Origin of the sequence: Arcicella aurantiaca, assembly GCF_003148625.1 — a bacterium.
Classification (GTDB): domain Bacteria; phylum Bacteroidota; class Bacteroidia; order Cytophagales; family Spirosomataceae; genus Arcicella; species Arcicella aurantiaca.
In genome coordinates, this window is record NZ_QGGO01000048.1 from 1 (window position 1) to 21,950 (window position 21,950).

A 21,950-nucleotide genomic window follows, 5' to 3' on the forward strand; every position below is an offset into this window, starting at 1 on the left:
CTTAGAAAATACGCACCTAAAATCAAGCGAAAAAATTAAAAAGCTAATCGTTTTTGTTAGTATAGCAGTTGGAATATGTACGAATATTGGAAAACATCATCATAAAAAAGTAAAAAAAATCAGAATTAAAAAACATGGGTATAAATCCAATAGTTTTTTCCGAAAAGGGCTTGATATTTTGAGAGAAGGTTTCAGAAATATCAATCAAGGATTTATAAAAATCTGGGATGAATTTTTAAATAAATTTACTCGGTGGATTCAAATACAACTATTTCATTATCAATACGTAACAAAAATCATCGGGTAGAGTATAGAGAGCTTTATCCTATTACGAAATAATCCCACTTAGCACCTTAATTAACGATGAATTATAGAAACGAATTTGAATTACAAAAAGTCGTCAAAGCTCTCAATGATGGAAATGTTGATTACATGATTTTTGGAAATTATGCCATGAAAACCTATGATGCAGCCAAAAAAGTTGATGCTTTGTATGTATGGGTTAATCCAGAAAAAGAGAATTTATTGAAGTTGGATAAGGCTTTAACGGAGGCGAACATTTTGCATGGTCAAATTAATGCGGATAAAATTGTTACTTCGTCCATTGAAAATCCAATGAAAGCCGAATCCATTAGTTTTGCCATTAATACCAAAACGGGATTAAAAACTGTTTTCACCAATACGCCTTATGGTTTAAAAACTTCCGATTTTAAAGCCTATTACGATAAAGTTGAATTGGTTACCTCTCCTGCTTTCCAAAGCATAGACCATGATAAAATTGTTTTAAACGGAAAGCTGAAACACAAACAATTAAATACTGACGGGCTTTCAAAAAATGCTCGGATTGCGGTAAAATATGGGCAATACTCCCAAAATGACCAAATTTTATTACAAGAAACGCTCGAAAAACAAGGGTTTAGTAATCAGCCGAGTCTTGATAAAACGCCTTTTGCTGATTATAACAAAGCCATCGATAAATTGGATTTTGAATCAGTATTGGAAGACTACGGTTTTTCTGAACGAGCTGATAAGACTTCTAAACAGTGGAGAGTATGGCAAAATGAAGATGCCAAATTGGCAGTTTTAAATGGTCAAAAAGGAGGTGTTAGCGTAAAGTTTGGTTTTGATTTAACGGGAGCATTATCGTCTCGGAGGTCAAATTCATATCGTGGAGAACTCTTTGATGTCGTTCAGTTAATTGACTTCATGGAAGGCGGAAATTTAAGAGCTAAAAATGAGAAGATTAATTACTTAATGGGAGATTCCAATTTTATACTCAAATCGGAAAACCATAAAGTCACTAAACCGATGCGTACTATCAAATTGGACGATTTGAATGATAAAGTAGTGGCAAGATTGAGAGAGGTAAATTTGATTGAAGAGCATACGCTTAAACCTCTTGACAAGACCTCAATTAAGACTCTTGAAAACAGGGATGTTAGCGAAAAAACGATTAAAGATTCCATTTTTCATAATCAAATTATTGCAGGAACACGAGCATTTAAGGATAATCCGAATAGTAAAAAAGACTACGCTACTTTTCCGATTAGTAACCAAAATCGTCAAATTATTTCTATCCTTCAAAGGCGAACAGGCTTCAAACCCGATAAAGAAAACCCTACGGTGTTAAAACCGATTAATGAAAAATGGTTTTCGGATGCTACTCGCACAGGTGGTCTATGGAAGTCTAACCTTTATTTTGAAAGTCAAAAAGATATTCAGAATGAGAAGGGTGAAATCATTATTCCGCAAGGTACTTTAGTGAACGTTTCTCGAAATACTGAAAATAATCAAGACGTTCAAATGGTGGGTAAAAGTGAAATCCTATCTATTTCAAAGGAACAATTAACACATTTGAAATTAGTGGAAGCCAATCAAATTCACATTTTTGAAGATGCTTTGGACGCTATTTCTTATCATCAATTAGTGCCTACCAATGATGTCAAGAGAATATATCTGGCTACATCTGGACAGCCGACCACTCCCCAAGTTGAGCATATTAAAAATGTATTAAGTTATAATCCACAGGCTCAATTGGTGATTAATCCTGATAATGACCCTCCAGGTTATCGTTTTGGTATTAATCACCTTAATATCAAACATCCGAGGTTTGATGAAAGGTATGATGTGAATGTAAACGTAAAAGCTCAAATTCCTTTGGATGTAACAGCCGTTAAGGACACAAAAGATTTAGAGAAATCATTGCCCGAAGATAAACGAAATCTATCAAAAAAATATACCAACCGTTTAGAGTTAGAAATTAATGCTCCCTTTGGAGAAGGACACCCCTATCGTAATCAAAAAGAAGCAGAAAAAGCAATCAATCATAAGATTGAAAAATTGATGAAAACAATTAATGGTGAAATTGATAGGAAGGATTTAGCGGAAGAAAAAACGGAGTTAAATAATGATAAAATTGGTAAAATTGAAAGGTCACAGGTTTTGTTAAATTCGGAAGGGATAGGAGTTGTTAGCAAAATAGATTTGTCATTGCCCAACGATAAAGAGTTTCTCCGAAAAACGATTAATGGGGTAAAAGACTTAATTAATGACCAGCAAATGCAACCCATTTACCGAGTGGATGCCCTCAAATATGAGAAGGATTTTAATGAACTTTTAGCCAATCGTAAAGGAAGACCTTTGGAGCATTCTGATTATTCCAAAACACCTAAGCCAATTGAAAAGTTGGATGTCAGTAAAGTAATGATTCAAATGGAAGCGAGTAGAATCCAAGCCGAGAAGCAACAAAAGGAGTTGGTTGCTAAAATGGAAAAAGCTGGTGTTGGTAGTTTCGTAAAACCTGTGGTGAAAGAAAAGCAGGAGACGGTTACAAAATCAAAAGTTCAACAGCAACAAATGTTAAAATAAATTCACATTTCTAAAACTATAAATTCAATATTTGTATGAAACTTAACTTAAAATACGCAATATTATTTTTAATTTCTTTTAATTCTACTACCTACGCTCAAGATGCTTTGAGTAATAAGGAAATTATTAATTTACAGGCTTCAAAAATATCACAAGATATTATTTTAGCTAAAATTAATTCAACAAAATGTCAATTTGATTTGACCGCTCAGGGTTTAATTGAACTGAGAGCAGGAAAGGTGTCGGACAGAGTTGTCAAGTCAATGTTTATTGCATCGCCGCCAACAGAAATTATTACGAACGAAGAGGTCATTAAATTATCCAATTCAGACGTTTCAACTACGATTTTGAAAGAAAAAATCAATAAAACTGCTCATAAATTTGATGTTGACCCCAATGATTTAATTAAGTTGAAATCCGCTAAAGTTTCTGATTCTGTTGTAAAAGAAATGATACTCAATCCAAAACAAGGAGTTACCACTCCAATTAACACGAAAGCAACCATTCCTGTCGGTACGACCAATGTACAACCAGACCCCTCTATATCATCAGTTTCACAATCAAGCAACAATTCTCAGAAAAAGTCAAACAACGACATCATTGTTACCACTGTTTACGAAGAAGTAAAAAATCTAAAAAGAATTGGTGATATTTCAGCGAGTGCTTCAAAGGTTTTTGGAAAGCAAGAAAAACTGAAAAACGAATGCTGCCCTCATGGTATTTAGTAAATATCCAGACTTAGAAATTATGGTTAGACCTTTTATGGTAGCTGTGGAATCTGGAGCAGGACAACAATTAGCAGGGCAGATTGCTTCGGCTCAGATTGCGATTTCAAAGCTCTCCTCTCCTACCGTCTATTGGGTTATGACTGGTGATGAATTTACATTAGATATTAATAATCCGCTTACTCCTAAAATACTTTGTTGTGGCAATAACCCTGAACGTATAGCCATTTACGGAACCATATTTTCCCTTTATACTTCACGGCTAATTAAGTTAATTAATAAACAAGGAAAACGACATTCAGCCTTATTTTGGGACGAATTACCAACCATGTTTATCAAGGGCTTAGATTTATTGATTGCCACAGCTCGTAGTAACCGAGTAGCCACTTGGTTAGGGATTCAAGATTTCTCTCAGTTGTACAAGGATTATGGTAAAGAAGAAGCGGACGTAATATTAGGCATTCAAGGAAATGTATTTTCAGGACAAGTGGTTTACGAAACCGCTAATAAATTAAGTGAAAGATTTGGTAGAACAAACCAAGAAAAAGAATCCATTACTTTTTCTCAAAATGATACCTCAGTACAAGTATCACAAGAATTACAAAACGTAATACCTGCCTCAAAGATTTCAGAACTGGAGCAAGGGCAATTTGTAGGTATTGCATCTGGAAGTTATGGCGAAGAGACAAATTTTAAAAAATTCAATGCCAATATCCTACTCGACCCCAATATTGGAAATGCCGATGAACATCTTCCAAAAATAAAGGATTTTAAAACTTTGGCTGCATCAATGGGAATTGAGATTAATTCTGCTGAAGAATTAGAAAAATTTAAAGAAGATATAGTTCGAAATAATTTCTTAACAATCAAAAAAGAGGTCACGGATTTAATTGACTATGAACAAAATATGCTTTTAACACAAACTGAATTAGATTTTGTCAATAAAAAAATAGGAGAATAGATACCGATGTAAGCAACCAATAATAAAATACTGGTCGCTTACATCATAAAATGAAGATACTAAACTAAATGTAAGCATTTATCAAGCAATGTTTTTTCAAAAAATATATCCATAAATGAAATATTATATTGATTGAAAAATGCCATTAGTTTTAGTATAGTGTCTGAATTTCCTCTTACTTTTTTAAGAATATTCAGTTCTTGATGCGTCATACCTGTAAATTCCAGTATTGCTTCATTCTGCATTTTTTGCTTGAATGTGGGCTTTGACGGAATTTCAGTATTGGGGTATCTTTCCAGATATAATTTCCAAATAATTTCACAAATGTTATCGTGAATTTGGGTGAGATAAAACACTTTAACTTGATCTTTATTGAGTATTTGGTAATAGTTTGTTAGTTCTTCGTTCGTTTGACGGTTCATCTTAATTAGTGTTGGTTTTATATTGTTTTTTCTTATGTTTTTAGTAAGGCATAAATTAAGCCATTACTGTATTTTAATATATGTATATATTAAATATTTATATTTGTGTATTTTTATAAAATATAAACATTTGTATATTTAGTATAAATATAAATGTTAAATATTATATTTCAATATAAATGTACATTTCGGTGTATTTAGGCAATGAGTACAAATCATGAAAATTTAGATAATTCTACACAAGAGGTAGATAGTCGAATCGTAGAAAATTTAAGCCCAAGTCTTATCATAGCCCCAACGGATGAAATTATTATTGAAGCATTAAAGGCTAAATCTAATGTAATGATTGGTGTAGTGTCTGAAAACGTGCAAGAACATCAATTGTCAATTGCTGAAAATAAAAGACAGAAAATAGACATTTTAACCGATAATTCTACTTCAAATGATTGGCTTGCCAATTTTACTAATGTTGCTATGGATAATAGTATGGAAGCAGTTAAAGGAGATTTAATGGCTCTGAGTATTTTATCAAATAGAAATTATTCAGAACAATTATTACAAGGGAAATCAATCATTTATCAAGGTGTGCAGACCGATGCTGCTGGAAAACCCAAAGCATTTATGGGTTTGAAAATGTTACAACTTACCCGTGATATTAAAAATAATACGCCTGTACTCACGTTGAATACTCCACAAAGATATGATTTTCGGGCAAATGACAATGAATTAACTCCTCAAAAACGGCTCACCGCTACCCTACATTTTGATGTAACGAATGAAATAGTGGATAAACTCGCAAAATCCTTTGGCGTGAAAAAGGATTTCTCTCATGATAAAGACTTTGAAACACTCTTTTTGCTCAGTGATAAAGAAGGACAATCACAAGTTTTACATAAATTAAGTGATAAAGAAGCCTTTATTGCCATGAACGCAATACAGAGAATTGGGCATAAACACCTTTTGAATGACAATCAGCGAAGAGAGTTTTACCAAGAATTAGAAAAAGATGGCTTTGTTGGATTTTCTCATGAGGTAAGCACTAAAGTTGGGAAGGATATTTTTCTGGAATCCAAAACCTTTCCTATGGAAAATGTGCCTACAAAATATAAAGGTGTAAAATTAACGCCGTTACAATCATTTCAGTTAGCCAAAGGAAATTCTGTAAGTATTGAGGGAATAAAAGATGATAAGGTAGAAGGCATTTACACCGCTAACGTGAAATTAGATGTATTCAACGGGAAAAATATCGAACATGACCGAAAAGTGTCAACAGAGAAATTAGATAAATCAATTGGAATGAATGCAGTCGTTGAAAAAGTTGTGAATAAGGAAACTACTATCACTCAACCTAAGTTGAATCTGGGAATGTAAATGGGTATCCTTGTTAGTCGTCAAACCTCTGTAAGATTTCTAACAAGGGTGCTTTTATTTAGCGTAATAAAATTGGAGGAAAATATCACAATCTCTACAATTCCCATGAACCTTTTTTTGTACAATAATGAAGAAGATTTTGTGTTTTGAATGACTTTAGTGTATCTACGACTAATTGATTCATCTTTGATTCAACATTTTCCTCAACCCATAAAAAGTTCGTTCCAATAACCTCATATCTTCCGTAATAATCTCTAATGAACCTTGCATTTCAGCTCGAAATGGTAAGGTTTTATAATAATTTGTAAGTAAACCTTTTTCTAATTTAATCTTCATCCGATATTGGCTTCCCGTGGGCGTAGGCTCAATTTCTTGAATATTGCCAGACAAACTACCATATTCTTCAAAAGGATAATTGACCAATTTGATAATTACTTTTTGACCAACTTTGACTTTCCCAAAACTTTGAGCCGAGACAACTGATAATCCTATAATCGGCTGATTTTGTAGTAAAACGGCAAATAGCGTATCACCTGTACGAATCACCTGGTTTTCGGTCAGGTTTTGCAAGAAACTTAATTTACCGTCCGATGGGGAAGTAATCACATAATTCTGTTGCCAATTTGCCAAAAGATTATCAATGTTTTGAATAGATTGAAGAATATTGTCTCGGTAAGTTCGTGTTTTTTGGACAAACTCAAAATCTAATTCTGCTAATTGCTTTTGCCTTTCCGAAAGCGTTAAGCTATTTTCTACTAATGACTTAGCATACGTTTCTTTTTCTTTTTTCTTTTGGATAAAAGTATTTTCAAGATTCAAATATTCTAATTTCCCGTAAACTTTATCTTGGTATAATTTCTTATCAGCTTGATATTTTATTTCAGCATTTCCGAATTCTTCATTGTTCAAATCAACTTGTCTTTCGTTGATAACAATCATCTTTTTGTAGTCAGCAATCTGTTGTTCCAAAATTCTTCGTCTTTGTTGATAAATGGCATCGTCCATCAAACGTTCTGATTCTTGATAATTTTTCAACAAACTATTATATTCATTTTGCAAATCGCCAAATGTGAGGGCATTAGAAGGAAAAGAAACTTTTGAGGATGTATTTTGAAGATAATTTTTGAGTTGTTGTGAGAGCGTTTGCAAAACCGAAAGGTTCTCTAAACGAGTCGTATTTTCAATTTCCGCTAAAAAATCTCCTTGTTTAACTAATTGATTAGGTTTCACTAAAAGTTTTTGCAAACGCCCAGATGAACGTGGAATGACCTTAAATGGTGATTTTTCGGTTGTAATCATCACTCCTCCTTTAATGATTTCTGGATATTTGATGTACCAAGAAGCTATCAAACCTAAAACACCCAAAAAGAAAATAACAGTCAGTCCATATCGGATGATGCCCGCAGGACGATTACTCAAAATCTCATTGACTTCCTCTGACCGCAATTCAAGATTGGGTCGTGGGCTTACGGGAGTTACGCCAAAAGAACCTTTCAAAGTCTCAGGTTTTGAGCCGTTTAGATAAACTTTATTTTCAATATCTTTTATCATTTTGAGTTATAAGTAAATGCTACTAAATCCGCAGTCGAAAATCAAAAATCCGTAATCCATCAATTCCCTAATTCCAACTGATTTTTTACTAAATCAAAATACTCTCCACGCTTAACCGTCAAGCTTTCATGTGTCCCTGTTTCAATGATTTCTCCTTTATGAAGTACAACAATTTGGTCTGCATTTTTTACGGTGCTGAGTCGGTGGGCTACTACAATAACCGTTCTGCCGTGGAAAAATGCTGACAAATTTTCTAAGATTTTCTTTTCATTATTGGCATCCAAAGCGTTGGTTGCTTCATCGAAAAACAAATAGTCTGGGTCTTTATAAACGGCTCTGGCGATTAATAGACGCTGTTTTTGTCCTTGACTGATTCCATTTCCTTCTGAGCCAATTTTGGTATTAAACCCCAAGGGCAAACTTTCAATAAACTCCATAATATTTGCCACCTCGCAAGCGTGATAGAGTTTTTCGATGTTTGGGTTCTCGTCTCCCAATGCAATATTTCGTGCAATGGTATCAGAAAAAATAAAACTATCCTGCATCACTACACCACATTTTCCACGCCATTGATTTGCCCTAAAACTATCAAAAGGTGTATTACCAACTTTTATATCGCCCTTCAAATCATAAAATTTGAGCAATAATTTTAATAAAGTCGTTTTGCCACTTCCACTCATGCCCACGATGGCAGTAACTTTTCCTTGCGGAATTTCTAAATTTATGTCCTTCAAAACAGGCTCATTTCCAGCCCCTGGGTACGTGAAGCTAATATTTTTGAGTGAAATACCTGCTCCTTGATAACCTGTATGAATCGATGCTTTTGTCTGATTTTCCTTTTCTTCATCATCCAATTCATGGATTTCATTCAACCTTTCCAAACTGATCTTAGCACTTTGAGCCGACTGAACAAACCGAATCAATGACTCAATTGGAGCATTTAATTGCCCGATGATGTACTGCACCGCCAACATCGTTCCCAAGGTCAATTGACCGTCCACTACAGCTTTGGCAGTGAAGAATGTTATCAAAATATTTTTGCCTTCATTCAAGAAAAACGCTCCTGCCTGTTGATATTGATTGAGAGCCAAGCCTTTGGTTTGGAACTGAAACATCTTGGTCTGGATGCGTTCCCACTCCCAACGTTTGAGGTGTTCGGCATTGGCTAATTTGATTTCCTGCATTCCTTGAATCAACTGGACTAACGAACCCTGATTTTTGGCAGATACATCAAACATCTTGAAATCTAATTTACGTCTTTCTTTCAAGAATAGTATCACCCAAAAGGCGTACAGGATTGAACCAACCATGAAAATCGTAAAAATAGTCATGCTATACATTCCTAAAACACTGCCAAAAATCAGGAGATTTACTAAGGAGAAAAGCGTACTGAGGGTTTGTCCTGTCAAAAACTGTTCGATACGGCTATGGTCGCCGATGCGTTGCATGATGTCGCCAAACATTTTTGTATCGAAAAACGACATCGGTAATTTCATCAGTTTTATCAAAAAATCGGAGAGAATCGACAAATTGATACGAATACTGATGTGGAGCAAAATCCAAGAACGAATAAATTCTACAACCGTTCTACTCGCAAAAAGCATCAATTGAGCCGCCAACATCACATAAATAAAGTTGAGATTACGAGTCTGGATGCCCACATCTACGATAGACTGCGTAAGGAAGGGGAGTACCAACTGCAAGCCACTCCCCACCACCAACCCCACCACCAACTGGAAAAGTAATTTTTTGTATGACCAAAGGTATTTGAGGATATACGAAAAATCTAAACCCGATTTTTTATCATCTTCTTGCTCAAAAAAGGCGGGAGTAGTTTCTATAAGAAGAGCCACACCTACGGGTTTGCCCTCTTCTTGGGAAGTAGCCCAATGCTCACAAAAATCAGCTTCAGACATTTTGCGGATGCCTTTACCTGGGTCTGCCAAGAGAGCCGAGCCTTTTTTTGCTTCTACCAACACTACAAAATGATTTTGTTGCCAGTGAATAATACAGGGAAGTGTAGCATCTTTGACTAATTTCTCAAAGTGAACTTTTACTGCCAACGTTCTAAAACCCACACTTTCAGCAGCTTCGGCAATACCCAATAATGTAACACCCTCCCGACTAAACCCCGAAGCATTGCGTAGTTTTTGAAGATTGAGGTTACGCCCATGAAATTTGGCTATCATACGCAGACAGGTAGGTCCGCAATCCATTTGATCAAGTTGTTGATAGAAAGGGAATTTGGGCATGGAGTGGGTTAGAGAAGGTTTTAAAATCAAAATGGGAGTATAATGTATTAATTTTCAATGAATTGCAATATAGGGGTCATGCTAACACCTCATTATTTACAAATCCAATAAATTGATTAAAAGGCTCCATAAACATTGCAGATTTCATTAAATCACCACAAAAATGTAAATGGATAGGATAAGTATTTGTACTAATATTTTTAATAGTTATACCATCATTCATCATAAATTCACTTAAAATTGTATCAATTGAATTTATAATCATTTTTTCTCTTTCCTTAATATTGCTGACAATTGCATATTTGTACCCTGATTCTATTGAATTTGGAATAGTTTGGAATAATTCACAATTAATATCAAGTTTTATGTTTAAATCTTTCTCTTTCAAAAAGACTTGTGTCCACAGATATTGATTACTCCACTTGTACTGATTAGATACAATATTCTCATTTTCAGAGTTCAACACACTAACTTTTTCAAGTAATTCTAAAATGTCAGACACTTTTCCAATGATACCGCCAGAATTTAAAAAACGGTATTGCGTTCTAACTAATGGATATAAATTTGTCAAACTTGAGTCTGGACTGCAATACTTTTCAGTAGAAATAACGATACCCGATTCTGGGGAAACTAATTCGTATCTTTTTAATATTTGTTTTTCTCCACCAATAAATATGGTATCATATCCATCGGTAAATAATATGATTTCGTTTTTAGGTAAAGTGAGAAGGTAACTCTTTAAATAAAGGTCTTTATTTCTGTGTGTGCTCCATTCACTTGTATGTAAAAGCGTAATCAAATCAAGATTATGATAAGTACATGATGCTTTCAAAGCATATTTATAGCCTATATCTTCTTCGTCTGAAATACAAGTTATTATTTTCATTTTACGATACTTTTATAACAATTTATAGCCAGGTACCAGCAAAAAGATGTATTGCTTTGGCATTTTTTAGTTTTTCTGAATAAATAACATTGCTACCTCCCAAATAATAATCTTTTGCTTCCTTTGAATCTAACGGACATACAATTTCGGATTCAATTAAACTGATGGAGTTTTTATTCTGATATTCATGATAAAATTGATTCAAGGCAATTGGTCCAGTTGTACTCATTACATATCGGTATTTATCATCTTTATCAATATCAATTAGAGGAATATTTACCTTAATTAATTCAGTAAATTCAATTAAAAATGGATGTTCAGGAATTGAAGCCATGAAACAATTTCCTAAAAAATAGGATGATTGATGAAATTTGGCATACTTTTCTGGTTCAAGCCCAAAAGCTATTTCCTGATTTTCTAAAATAGAATCTATTTTATGTAAACATTCGTAGTCAGCATCTACATATATTCCTCCATATTTTATTAGTATCAAATATCTCAATAAATCAAACCTCTGTACATTATACGTGAGTTGTTCATAAAACGGTAACCAATTTGAGAAGTTCTCTTCTAAAAAAGACTGTGCATTATCTTTATCCCATAAAATATGTTTGTACTCAGGATTTTTTGTTTTCCATGTATCAGTTAATTTTATAAAAAATTGAGTCATAGAAGGCTTATCAAGCCATATTTGATGAATTATTTTAGGAATTTTCATTATTTATTTTTGAAATTTGACTTATTCTTGATTTGAAAATCCAGTTCAAGGCTCTATTTAGATAATAATTTTGCAAAAGTTGCTCCCAACTCTTTACTTTCAGCACTTGGAGCATTTGCAAAAGCCAATACACCTTTTCTATCAAAAATCATATACCTCGGAATAGCACTTACATTTTGCTTTTTCAGAAAATTAGAAGTTTCCGAATTTACGATTAAATAACTTTCTGAATAATTATGCAATTTCTCATCAACTATTGCTTTTTGCCAAGGGTCTATGGTACTATCCATTGATAAATACACAAACACAACATCTTTATTTTTATCTTTAATTTTAATTGAAAATGGTAAGGCTTTACGACATGGAGCACACCAACTTGCCCAAAAATCTACATAAATTAATTTACCTGCATGACGTTTTTTTAAATCATCAAAAGTTATTTGTTTCTTATGAGAAGTCATTAAAACCAAAGAATTTGTCTCATTTTTCTTATCATTAAACTTTAATGAATATTTGTTTCTAATATGACCTACGTAAATAGTATCAACAACATCTTTTTCAAAACGAGCAAAATATTCTAAAAAATCTTTGTTTGAGAATGACTTTGCAATGCGGTCTATTTCTCGAGTTAGTAAATATTTTTTATCATCGTTTTTTGTGAAAGTATTTTTGACAATCCTATCGTAAACTTCTCGATAATCTTTATTTAGTCCATCACCAGAAAAATGTTTTTTTGCTTCTTTTGATATAAAAAAATCTATTCCTTTGCTAAGAAAAAATCTGTAACTAATATTATTCCCTTTACTTTGATAATTTGCAATTATTTTTTTAAAATCTTCAAATTTTAATTCACTGTTGCTTATCGAAAAAGATAATTTTTGAAAAAGTAACCTATCTGAGAAATAATTAAATGTTTCATTAGAAATTAAATCCTCTTTAAAAAGGGAGTCTAACAATGAAGTTTCTTTTTTGAAGTTTTTTAAAGCTAAAATATAATTATCCGCTTTTATTTTGGAATCTATTTCTTTTAATTCCTTCATTAAGTCTTTATGTGGTAGTTTTCTTATATCATATCCTAAAAATGGTTCATTATATAACTCAATCGGTGATAATAACCCGATATTGTTATTTTTTCTCAAAAGACTATCATAATTGTTATCAAATAATCTGCAATTTCTATTCTTTATATTTATCGATATAGAACCTTCATTTGGAGAAAATTTTATTTCTGCAATGTCACCATTTTGAAATACATATTCATTTACGCTTATTGGATTATAACGATATTTAAGTATCAAAAAATTACTATTAGTGTTAATGATAATCGTATCTTTTTTATTAAATAATAGAGGTTCTTCGTATTCAGATGTTAATATAGATAAAGGGTTTGTATTGTTTTCAATTGTTTGACCGTTTGGTAAAATTATATTTTTCGAATCAATGGGAGTATTTTCAAATACCAATATAATTTTACCTATTTTTCTATCATTTATGATATTTTTTTTTTGCGATTCACAACTCACAATTGTTGTTATTAAAGAAATAACTATTAATAGGATTATTTTCATGATTATCGTAACAAATTTTAAGGAGTTGAAATTTACACGACCCAAAAGTATCAAGTCGTGTAAATTATTAAAATTTAAAACTAACTTTTCCACGTTGTGGTATGTCCACAACTTGCACAGCAGTAATGCAATCCTGTATTTCTTGCGTGAGCAGCAGCATCTTTCTCTGTATAACCTGAAACACTTCCACCTGATGCAGTTTCAACAGAACATCCACCAGTTACTTTTTTCATCTCCATTCTTGTCAATGCAAGTCCCGAGAAATTTGACAATAAATTGTTCATTTTTCTTTGTTTAAATTGTTTAAAAACTTGACTTATTTTTGATTTGCAAATCCTATATTCGGAGCTATTTGACAAAGTTTCTCAATATTGGCAATACCAAAAAATGAAGGTAGTTCCGCTTTGTTCAAAAAGATAGCTGGGGCAGAAACAACACCTGCCAACTCTAACCAACGTAAATGAAAAGATACTTGCTGAAAATCTGCTTCTATGTTTTCATTTATTCCAAGTTTTATTTCCCATTTTTGTTGATCTTGTTTTACATTTTGAAACCACTTTTGAGTAGCTTCTTGTATATATTCATTTGGCAAATTCAAAATTACCCTTGCAACTCTTACACTTTCATCGCTTAAATTATTTGAAGGGGCAAAAAATATTTCAGTTCTAAATTGATTATTACTATTTATTAATTTTTTAACTTCTTGAAAAGCACGCCCACATGATACACATGAAGTACTTAAAGCCAAGGTAATTACATTATCCGCTTCAGTATTTCCCATTCTCAAAACCTTCATTCCTTCAAAAATAGGCGGTAACATTCGCTCTTTACTCAAAATTCCTCTCACAAAATCAGGGTCAAATTTTATTTTTTGTAAAGTATTGTAGGTTTCATCAAATCGCCCTGAGTTTTGTAGTGGCTTTTTGATAAATGCCCACAGAATAGTTACTGACAGAAAGCATAAGGATAGATTTATCAAACTGTTAATTATATCGCTACTAATTGTAAACGAAATTGGTGATAAAGTAAAAAACTCAATCCATAATAAAACCTGAACCGTCAAACATAATACGCACCATTCTTTGGCTACAAATGCTTGGTAATAAACTGACCAAACGGTGTATGGCAAAGCTAAAACATTAAGCCATTTCAGAATCTGTAAGGTTTCGTTTAGATTATTTGAAAACAATAACGAAAGAAATCCACCCGTAAAATAAAATAATCCAATTTCTGACCAAGTGAGCCAACCCAAAATTTTAGCGGCTTCTGAATTTAGAATATTACCGCAGTTGGTTTTGCTATTAATTTCACATACACTTGTCAGAAATGAGTTTTTGGCATCAATACTGTACCAAATTAGAAAAGAACTCACAATGACACCCGCAAATTTTGCAATAAGAAAAGCGTAAAAATAGTTTGGGTTTTCAATGGATAAATTAGTAAAATGATTTCCAATAAAATACGCTAAAATCAATAATAGACCACTGATAATAAATGGATTACGTAAATTATCGATAATTTCAAACTTACGATTTCTTGAATAATTCTCTTCTCCTGACTTTTCATTGGGTTGAGTTAGTAAAGTTATTCCTTGCCATTTTTGAGAAAACTCAGCAATACTTTCACTTCTAATACCCATTTTATCATGCAACCACTCTACGGTATTATTCTCAATTTTGCTGATGATAATATATCCAGAACCATTTTCAAAATGAGCAATAGCAGGCAGTGGTATTTCAGATAATTGATATGGATTTATACGAGTTGCCATATTATCAACTTTCAAATCCGTCAAAACATCACTCAACGATACCAACGTTGGGAATTCTGAGTGTTGCAATAATTTATTTTTTAGAGTTGTCTCTGTAACCTTAACTTTTGCTATCTTCAACAAATTATTTACCGCAACAAAGGCATTTTTTTCAGAGGGATTCAAGGTCATTGTAAAAGCTGGTTAAAAAGGTTTTTGAAATAGTTTTCTGTGTAATAATTATCCGTTTGATGCTTTAAAGCTGTTAGTTTTTCTTTGAAACTTTCTTCTTCCAAAAGCCTTGTTATTTTTGTTTGCATATCTTTGCTTCGTTCAAAACCAAAAGTCCCTCGCAAACCCAACCCATGAATTTCAACTTTGAGGGCATTTCCAGATTGGTCATAATGTAAATCAAGCGGAAATACTAACATGGGTACTTTGTAATAAATACTTTCTTTGATTCCTCCCATGCCTCCGTGCGTAATAAACAAATCTGAAACTTCTAATACTTTAAGTTGCGGAACTCTTGAGAAAAAATAAGCATTTTTAAGCGTAATATGCTGTGAATTAATGACTTCCACAATAAATTTATTGACCGAACAAATCAAAATAGTATTTGGAATATTACTGACAGATTCCAAAATAACGTTCACAAAATCTAACAAACGTGGGTCTGCCCCTTCAAAATATGTTCCAAAACTGCAATAAATTATCTTTTTGCCACTTTCTTTTTGCTTTAATATGCTATTCCAATTATCCGCAAAATGAGGGTCTAATTCCGTATCTTGACGGTTTTCTATACGTTGTGATAGCCCCAAATAATGTTGAAAACCTTTCCTAATTTCTTTGGAATATTCAAATTCCAAAGGAACTAAAACCAGCTCAGGTATATTATCAAAAGCAAAAATAAAGTCATTGTCAATTTTCTTATTTTTATCCGTTATTCGACTGATTTTGAATAGATTATCAATGTTTTTTTGCTTCAAATATTCAAAAATGTATACTTTGGGGCTTTTCAAAAATTGCTTTAATTTACTTTTATCAGTGTTTTTTAGGATATTTCTTTTCTCTGACCAGACCGTTTCTGAAACAAGCGGATAACTCCCCACTTTATACGTTGAGGGCATTGGATTATAAAAAAAAACTTTTAAGTGGTTAATGTGTGAATGGAGTATCAAGAAATCGGTGCTACAAAAAATATCAACTATAACGATTTTAGGGTTTAGCTTCTTTATTATAGAGTCGAGTTCTGCTTTTCGGTATTCATAAATTTCATTCCTCCAAAGAGCTTTTGAGACGTTCCAGAAAGTTGCTTCTTTTTTTTTACCTCACTCAAATATTTCCCTTCAATACCTATGCAAGGGCGAAATCCAGAATTTAGAAAAGCATTATATCCATTTTTTACAACAATTTCTTTCAAAATATCATTGGTAACGGCATAATGAATATTGTACTCGTCAGCAAATAGATCGGCAATGAATAAAGAAGGTAGTACATGGCTTCGGATGGAGGCTGAAATAAATAGGACACTCGGTTTCATTTTTTCATTTTAGTTTTATAGAACATTAAGTCTTCTCATTTATAAGTCACTTAAATGGTGATACAAAATTGCCTTAGACATTTATTACTTCCAATCTAAAATTTGATATTTTGTAAATAAATTATTTTTTTTTGGATTATATGTATAAATGATTTCTGAACTTTATATTTGCGTTTAATAACCATTAATCTACATTAATAATATTGTAATCTAAACATAGCCCTATTATTATGCAAAAACTTGGAAAAACCATTCAAAAACTACGAAAAGAAAGACACCTTTCACAGTCAGAATTAGCTCATTTTTTAGAGATTTCTTCACAAAGTAAAATCTCATATTGGGAGAGTGGAAATAATGTGCCAGATGTATTTGAAGCTCAAAAAATTGCCATTTTTTTTGAGATTTCTCTGGAAAGCCTCTTAAGAGAGGATTCGTAGTTTTCACTAACCAAATAGGTCTTGATTTTATTTCAAGACCTATTTTTTTACTCGGATATATATTACTCGTTTAATGAAATCTCAAAAAAGGGATATTTTCAACAATCTTAAATTTTGGAAAGCTAAATGAGATGATGAACTAAAAACATAGTGTAAATAGAATAAAACTTAACATTGTCTTTATCGTTAACTTTGAGCAACGATTAATTATGGCTCTTCTATTTCGACTTTGTTCTCCGGATTTTCAGTGAAGTTTTTAGTAAGTAATATTATTTTCCAAAAATGCTCTACCCTATTTCCTTAATATCTCTAAATCTTGATTCTTGACCGTAGTAATATTGTTTAACGAAAGTCTTCGTATCAACGGACATAAATTTAGGTTAAGTTTCTCTCCCAAAAAACAAGTTCTAAAATGTATTGATTTCGGATGGCTCTGGGCTAATAAAAATATAGTCACTAATGGAAGTGCTTTTTTGATTTCGCTGGACGATTATATTTTGAATAGCTGTCCAAACTCGTTTGCTTCAAAAAATAATTGCATTTCAGACATACCTACATTCGGATTTTCAGCATCGAATAATTTCAAAGCCTTCGCATTTTTTAATGCTTCAACTAAACTTGGTTTTAGTCGGAGGTAAATGTCATTATTCTGCTTTGTATAGTATTTTTGGGTCTTTTCGTAGTCTTTTAGGTATTTCTTTAAGTTCTTTTCTGCACTTTCGCACGTATCAAAATATTTTGAAGTTGCTTCAAAATGAAGTAATAACCAAAACTCAAGACAAGGGTTATTTACAATGATGGTAACGCTCTTTTCGTATTTTTTATGGATATATTTTACGTATTCTGTAAACTCTTGAATTTTCGTTTTTGAGCCTTTTTTAGTCTCTCTTGTTTCTTTTAGAATCACATCTAAGTCAATAATCCAGAAGGTTTTAGTGTAATCCTCAGCTAATTTTTTAACCAATTGAAATTGGTCAGATAAAGATTTCTTAGATGGCAATTCAGGTTTAATACTAACATTTAACTTGTCTTTTTCATTTCTAACCAACATTTGGAAATACCAATACTCCGTTTCGCCATCAACCACGATAGCAAAACTTGGTTTAGTCTTAAAAGGAAGAGGTCTAATTTTTCTCATTGCTGATGTCAATATAATAATCACCTAAATTAGGAGTTCCGCCTAATTTACCCAATTTATATGCGTTAAAAATGTTACTTGTATCTCTGACGATTGAACTATCAAAATCAGATAAAGAATATAGCTCAGTCGCACAAGTTTCAGATTTGTCTGTAAACCAGATGACATCATTTCTGAAAATATCTCTATTGTTTAATATTTCTCGGTTGTGAGTGGTTGCAATAATTTGCGATTTTTTAGCATTGATTAAAAAAGATAACAGAAAATGTAAATATAACTCTGGGTGTAGTGATGCTTCTAATTCATCAATCGGAAAAACAACTGAATTTGTGATTAATAAACTCAATAGTCCCGAAAAACCATAATATCTTTGAGTTCCTTGTGATTCTAATTCAAAAGGAAGAGGATACGTAACTTGATTTACAGTATGTTCAAACTCTAATTTTACGGAAGTTATTTTTCCTTTATTTTTTAGCTCTGATATTTTCTCATCAGGTGTTTTTAGTTGTTTTTCAATGAACTCAAGAAAGCCATCTGGGATGTCTCTTTCTTCTTCTTGAATTAAAATATCTGAAATATTAAAATCTGCTTTTCTTAAAATATTTAAGACTAATTCTTTTTCAATTTCGGTTTTCTCAATTCTTTCTGTTACATACGCTTGAAGGTCTGTTTGTGTATAAATCACTCGTTTCAAATAATCCTTAAACCAATCAGTAACTTCTTTTAACTCTTTTAATTCGATATTCGTTTTAAGAAATCCACCTAAAACTGTGTTGTTCCAAAGTGTATTTGATTCTAAATTTTTTTCAAATATTTTATCTTTTCTTATTTTACTTCCGAATGTAATATGGGTGAATTGGTTTGCAACATCAGTTGTTCGTTTAAATACAGTTGCCTTATTCGGATTAAAGAAGGTTAGTTCTTCTTGTAAAATAGCATGGTTATTAAACTCAACGTCATAAATATATCGAACTTCATTTTGAATGAACTCGATAGAAATAATGGAATTTTGTTTTGGTGTTTGGGAGTCAAATAAAAATGGAGTAAATTCTATGGGGTCGGTTTTTTTCTTAGCAGGCTCTAAAACAATGTTTCTTAAAAAGTCTAATGCTTTTAAAATGGTTGTCTTCCCTGAAGCGTTAGCACCGTATATTAATGCTAATTTTAGCAGCCTAATCCCTCCAGTAGCTTCAAAGACATAGTGTTCTTCTAAATGAGTTGATTTATCTGCTTCGAAGGATAGCGTTTGTTTGTCCTTAATAGATCCAAAATTTTGAATACTAAAGTTTACTATCATTTTAGTTCGTTATTATGTAAATGAATTACAAAAATATTGATAAAAATGGAAAATGTAAAGAAGTGTGCTTCATTTTTGTAAATGAATTACATATTTGACTACTAAAAATGGTGGATTTTTAAGATTTGCTGATGGTGAATAATTTAAACGTGTCATTTAAAGGAGAGTCATTAGGACGTGGTAGTAGCGGTTCTGCCAATGCCTAAATCTAAATTAATACTTTTCTAATTTCTGATTGTTCTCTCTGCTACCCTTCTTTTTAGATATAATTATGTAATATAGTTGAGAGTAGTTATGAGTATTTTTTTTCAATAGTTTTAAAAAACAAAGGGGAAGGTTTATATTTTAATAATTGGGTTAAGTATTTGATTGTCATAGTGTTGTGGTTTTAATTAAGATGCGTTGGTAGTACCTTTATACTATCAAAAAAGAACAAATAATCTTAATTAAAACGTAGCAAAATGAAAAATTATAAGCAAGCAATTTCCGTCAGTGAAGCACAATTTCCAGTCTCTTTACAAGATATTGGTTTGACAACAGGTATGAATGTCGTAAATACTGAACGCTCTCAAATGGTTGTTGGGGAGTTTAATGGACAAAAAAATATTTTAGGTGTACACTCTGGTAAATACTCTCTTATTACGAATGAAATGTTGGTAAATACGATTCATAAAGTATTGATGAAATTTCCTTCTACGTTTGAGATTTCTATTGACCACCACCGAATGATGCAGTTTCAAATACAAGTCAAATTTCTTGATTACATCAAAACCGTAGGAACAGAGCAGGACAAAGTAAATTGTTCGTTCATTATTAAGAATGGTTATGATGGGAAGCAAAAATTTGGATTGCATGGGGTAGCCATGAGAGAAAAATCAAAGGTTAAACAGGCGTACTACCTTTCTACCTACCGCCAAATATGTGCTAATGGTTTACACGGCTGGGTTGATGAATCGGTGTCTTTTGAACAATACGTTGATTTATTGAGAGAAGGGAAAAAAGTTAAACACAAAGAACTCACTTTTGACCAAGAAAAGGTTTCGCAAGACGATGTACGCTATACGCACAAACATTCTGGTATTAATGTAGAACAGTTTGCCGTCGAATTGGAATCATCTATTGAAGCTCTTGCGGAGTTGTATCAAAAAGCGGTTAGTGGTGTCTCTAATACGTTTCAAGTATATAGTGAAATGTCAGAATTTAAAATTAAAAATTCGCCCAACGAGTTTATGGAGAAAATTCAAAAACGAATCGGAGCAAATTACTTTCCCCAAAATTTGATGGCTACTGCTTTGGGAGTGCTTTCTAACGAGCAGTACCGTTTAAATTTAGATACGCCTGATGCTTGGTTAATGTATAATGGTATAAATCGTGCTTTAGCGAACTCTGTTAAATCAATCGTTCAACGCAATGCAGCCGATGAAATGGTCTTCAATGCTATTTCAGAAGAGGTTTTTGCATAATTTATCTTTCTCATTAATTTGCAAGCGGGCATCGTGTCCGCTTGCAAAAACTAATCATTTAATGACTATTAAAGAACTTAAAGAATTGGCAATCGGAAACTACGAAGTGAGTATTCTTGATAAAGAAGGAGTTTTAAAAGTTGAAGAACATAATCCTGAGCTATATAAAGAGCGAATTTTTAAATTTATGAGAAGTGATGATTCCTTACTTTTAAAAATCTCTGAAAGTAATCAATTGTACATCCAAAAATTAGTTTGTGGAATTGTTTTACAAGAAAGCCTTTTTGAAGACGACGTATTGTTAATTAAGGAGTAGAAATATTTAAACGTATATATAGTGTCGTTAATCACAAGAGCTGTTATAAAAAGTGACTTTTGAAAAAGGTTTGAGTGTGCATTATTCAAGCGGGCATCGTGTCCGCTTGGTATTTTCTTTTACAAAGGGGGCAGTATTTACTTGAACAAATGGATAATTCTCATTTGATTAGATTCGCCTCCCTCCTACTCTATCTCTGATAATTTTGTAATTTTAAGTATCGAAACCAAATAAATTTTCAGATGAAAACTGAATACTTCTTCTTTAAAAATACCCACAAAATCGAATTGCCCGCAATTGTTTATTATAGTTTAGGTGCGTTTGATAATATCTGTATAAACCTATGAAAATTAATATTAACGTGAGCTTTTCAGATTTTAGGGGTAAAAAATAGCATAGGATTGCAAATGGGACTATTTTAGAGTTGCAAAACTTAACAAATAACCATCGAATCGCTATGCTTGACGAAATATACTACGAAGTTGATGAATTTAACCAACTTTACTTAGAAAAAATTGCAGGGTTCGCCTCAAATATTAATTGGTATCCCAAGCGTAAAATTGGCTGTATGTCTATGGGTGAGATTATGACCATTTTGATTTTTTATCACTACTCTCACTACAAAAATTTCAAACAATACTATGAACAATATGTCTGCAAAGATTTGAAAAGAGATTTTCCAATTTT

At 32.3% G+C, this 21,950-nt stretch carries 19 protein-coding genes and 2 pseudogenes; 9 read left to right on the forward strand and 12 right to left on the reverse strand.

Annotated elements, in window-relative coordinates; genetic code table 11:
* The 4 genes and pseudogenes from LV89_RS25420 to LV89_RS23995 form a co-directional block, all read left to right on the forward strand.
* Nucleotides 1-307, forward strand: a pseudogene (locus LV89_RS25420) (hypothetical protein); the annotation flags it as partial.
* Between the two features lie 56 nt (nucleotides 308-363).
* Nucleotides 364-2,868 (forward strand): toprim domain-containing protein, encoded by a 2,505-nt coding sequence (locus LV89_RS23985; RefSeq protein WP_109745533.1) that lies wholly within the window; start codon nucleotides 364-366, stop codon nucleotides 2,866-2,868.
* Between the two features lie 35 nt (nucleotides 2,869-2,903).
* Nucleotides 2,904-3,593, forward strand: a complete 690-nt coding sequence (locus LV89_RS23990; protein ID WP_109745534.1) for a hypothetical protein — start codon at nucleotides 2,904-2,906, stop codon at nucleotides 3,591-3,593.
* The gene (locus LV89_RS23995; RefSeq protein WP_109745535.1) at nucleotides 3,583-4,554 is read left to right on the forward strand and encodes a TraM recognition domain-containing protein; all 972 of its coding nucleotides are present in this window, start codon (nucleotides 3,583-3,585) and stop codon (nucleotides 4,552-4,554) included. The genes LV89_RS23990 and LV89_RS23995 overlap by 11 nt, the downstream gene beginning before the upstream one ends.
* A 59-nt stretch (nucleotides 4,555-4,613) precedes the next feature.
* Here LV89_RS23995 and LV89_RS24000 read toward each other — a convergent pair whose 3' ends face one another.
* Nucleotides 4,614-4,976 carry a hypothetical protein gene (locus tag LV89_RS24000; protein WP_109745536.1) on the reverse strand — a complete coding sequence of 121 codons (363 nt, stop codon included), beginning with the start codon at nucleotides 4,974-4,976 and terminating at the stop codon, nucleotides 4,614-4,616.
* 204 nt (nucleotides 4,977-5,180) lie between these two features.
* On the opposite strand from LV89_RS24000, the gene LV89_RS24005 reads away from it, so the two are divergent.
* Nucleotides 5,181-6,347 carry a hypothetical protein gene (locus tag LV89_RS24005; protein ID WP_109745537.1) on the forward strand — a complete coding sequence of 389 codons (1,167 nt, stop codon included), beginning with the start codon at nucleotides 5,181-5,183 and terminating at the stop codon, nucleotides 6,345-6,347.
* A gap of 180 nt (nucleotides 6,348-6,527) precedes the next feature.
* Here the strand turns inward: LV89_RS24005 and LV89_RS24010 are convergent, their stop codons facing one another.
* From LV89_RS24010 to LV89_RS24050, 9 genes are all read right to left on the reverse strand, one after another.
* Nucleotides 6,528-7,898 (reverse strand): HlyD family secretion protein, encoded by a 1,371-nt coding sequence (locus LV89_RS24010; protein ID WP_109745538.1) that lies wholly within the window; start codon nucleotides 7,896-7,898, stop codon nucleotides 6,528-6,530.
* Nucleotides 7,899-7,957: 59 nt separating this feature from the next.
* A complete protein-coding gene (locus tag LV89_RS24015; protein WP_109745539.1) occupies nucleotides 7,958-10,150 on the reverse strand; it encodes a peptidase domain-containing ABC transporter in 2,193 nt (730 codons plus the stop codon).
* 76 nt (nucleotides 10,151-10,226) lie between these two features.
* Nucleotides 10,227-11,036: a glycosyltransferase domain-containing protein gene (locus LV89_RS24020; RefSeq protein WP_109745540.1), complete on the reverse strand. Its 810-nt coding sequence runs from the start codon at nucleotides 11,034-11,036 to the stop codon at nucleotides 10,227-10,229.
* 22 nt (nucleotides 11,037-11,058) lie between these two features.
* Nucleotides 11,059-11,754, reverse strand: a complete 696-nt coding sequence (locus LV89_RS24025) for a glycosyltransferase family 32 protein (protein WP_109745541.1) — start codon at nucleotides 11,752-11,754, stop codon at nucleotides 11,059-11,061.
* Between the two features lie 53 nt (nucleotides 11,755-11,807).
* Nucleotides 11,808-13,322, reverse strand: a complete 1,515-nt coding sequence (locus LV89_RS24030; RefSeq protein ID WP_109745542.1) for a TlpA family protein disulfide reductase — start codon at nucleotides 13,320-13,322, stop codon at nucleotides 11,808-11,810.
* 80 nt (nucleotides 13,323-13,402) lie between these two features.
* Nucleotides 13,403-13,606 (reverse strand): hypothetical protein, encoded by a 204-nt coding sequence (locus LV89_RS24035; RefSeq protein ID WP_109745543.1) that lies wholly within the window; start codon nucleotides 13,604-13,606, stop codon nucleotides 13,403-13,405.
* Nucleotides 13,607-13,638: 32 nt separating this feature from the next.
* Nucleotides 13,639-15,264 carry a vitamin K epoxide reductase family protein gene (locus LV89_RS24040; protein WP_109745544.1) on the reverse strand — a complete coding sequence of 542 codons (1,626 nt, stop codon included), beginning with the start codon at nucleotides 15,262-15,264 and terminating at the stop codon, nucleotides 13,639-13,641.
* Entirely contained in the window at nucleotides 15,261-16,199 is a 939-nt protein-coding gene (locus tag LV89_RS24045; RefSeq protein ID WP_109745545.1) for a glycosyltransferase, read from the reverse strand. Before LV89_RS24045 ends, LV89_RS24040 begins: the two co-directional genes overlap by 4 nt.
* Before the next feature lie 107 nt (nucleotides 16,200-16,306).
* The gene (locus tag LV89_RS24050; protein ID WP_109745546.1) at nucleotides 16,307-16,612 is read right to left on the reverse strand and encodes a hypothetical protein; all 306 of its coding nucleotides are present in this window, start codon (nucleotides 16,610-16,612) and stop codon (nucleotides 16,307-16,309) included.
* A 230-nt stretch (nucleotides 16,613-16,842) separates the two neighbouring features.
* Here LV89_RS24050 and LV89_RS24055 point away from each other — a divergent pair, with 230 nt between their 5' ends.
* The gene (locus tag LV89_RS24055) at nucleotides 16,843-17,049 is read left to right on the forward strand and encodes a helix-turn-helix transcriptional regulator (protein WP_109745547.1); all 207 of its coding nucleotides are present in this window, start codon (nucleotides 16,843-16,845) and stop codon (nucleotides 17,047-17,049) included.
* A 490-nt stretch (nucleotides 17,050-17,539) separates the two neighbouring features.
* Here LV89_RS24055 and LV89_RS24060 read toward each other — a convergent pair whose 3' ends face one another.
* Both LV89_RS24060 and LV89_RS24065 read right to left on the reverse strand, forming a co-directional pair.
* The gene (locus LV89_RS24060) at nucleotides 17,540-18,187 is read right to left on the reverse strand and encodes an RloB family protein (protein ID WP_109745548.1); all 648 of its coding nucleotides are present in this window, start codon (nucleotides 18,185-18,187) and stop codon (nucleotides 17,540-17,542) included.
* Entirely contained in the window at nucleotides 18,174-19,484 is a 1,311-nt protein-coding gene (locus tag LV89_RS24065; RefSeq protein WP_109745549.1) for an AAA family ATPase, read from the reverse strand. The genes LV89_RS24060 and LV89_RS24065 overlap by 14 nt, the downstream gene beginning before the upstream one ends.
* A 461-nt stretch (nucleotides 19,485-19,945) precedes the next feature.
* Between LV89_RS24065 and LV89_RS24070 the strand changes: the two genes are divergently transcribed.
* The 3 genes and pseudogenes from LV89_RS24070 to LV89_RS25425 all read left to right on the forward strand — a co-directional run.
* Complete coding sequence (locus LV89_RS24070; RefSeq protein ID WP_109745550.1) at nucleotides 19,946-20,947, forward strand: hypothetical protein; 1,002 nt, start codon at nucleotides 19,946-19,948, stop codon at nucleotides 20,945-20,947.
* 61 nt (nucleotides 20,948-21,008) lie between these two features.
* Nucleotides 21,009-21,263, forward strand: coding sequence for a hypothetical protein (locus tag LV89_RS24075; RefSeq protein WP_109745551.1), 255 nt, complete (start codon nucleotides 21,009-21,011; stop codon nucleotides 21,261-21,263).
* A gap of 457 nt (nucleotides 21,264-21,720) precedes the next feature.
* A pseudogene (locus LV89_RS25425) lies at nucleotides 21,721-21,950 on the forward strand (IS982 family transposase); the annotation flags it as partial.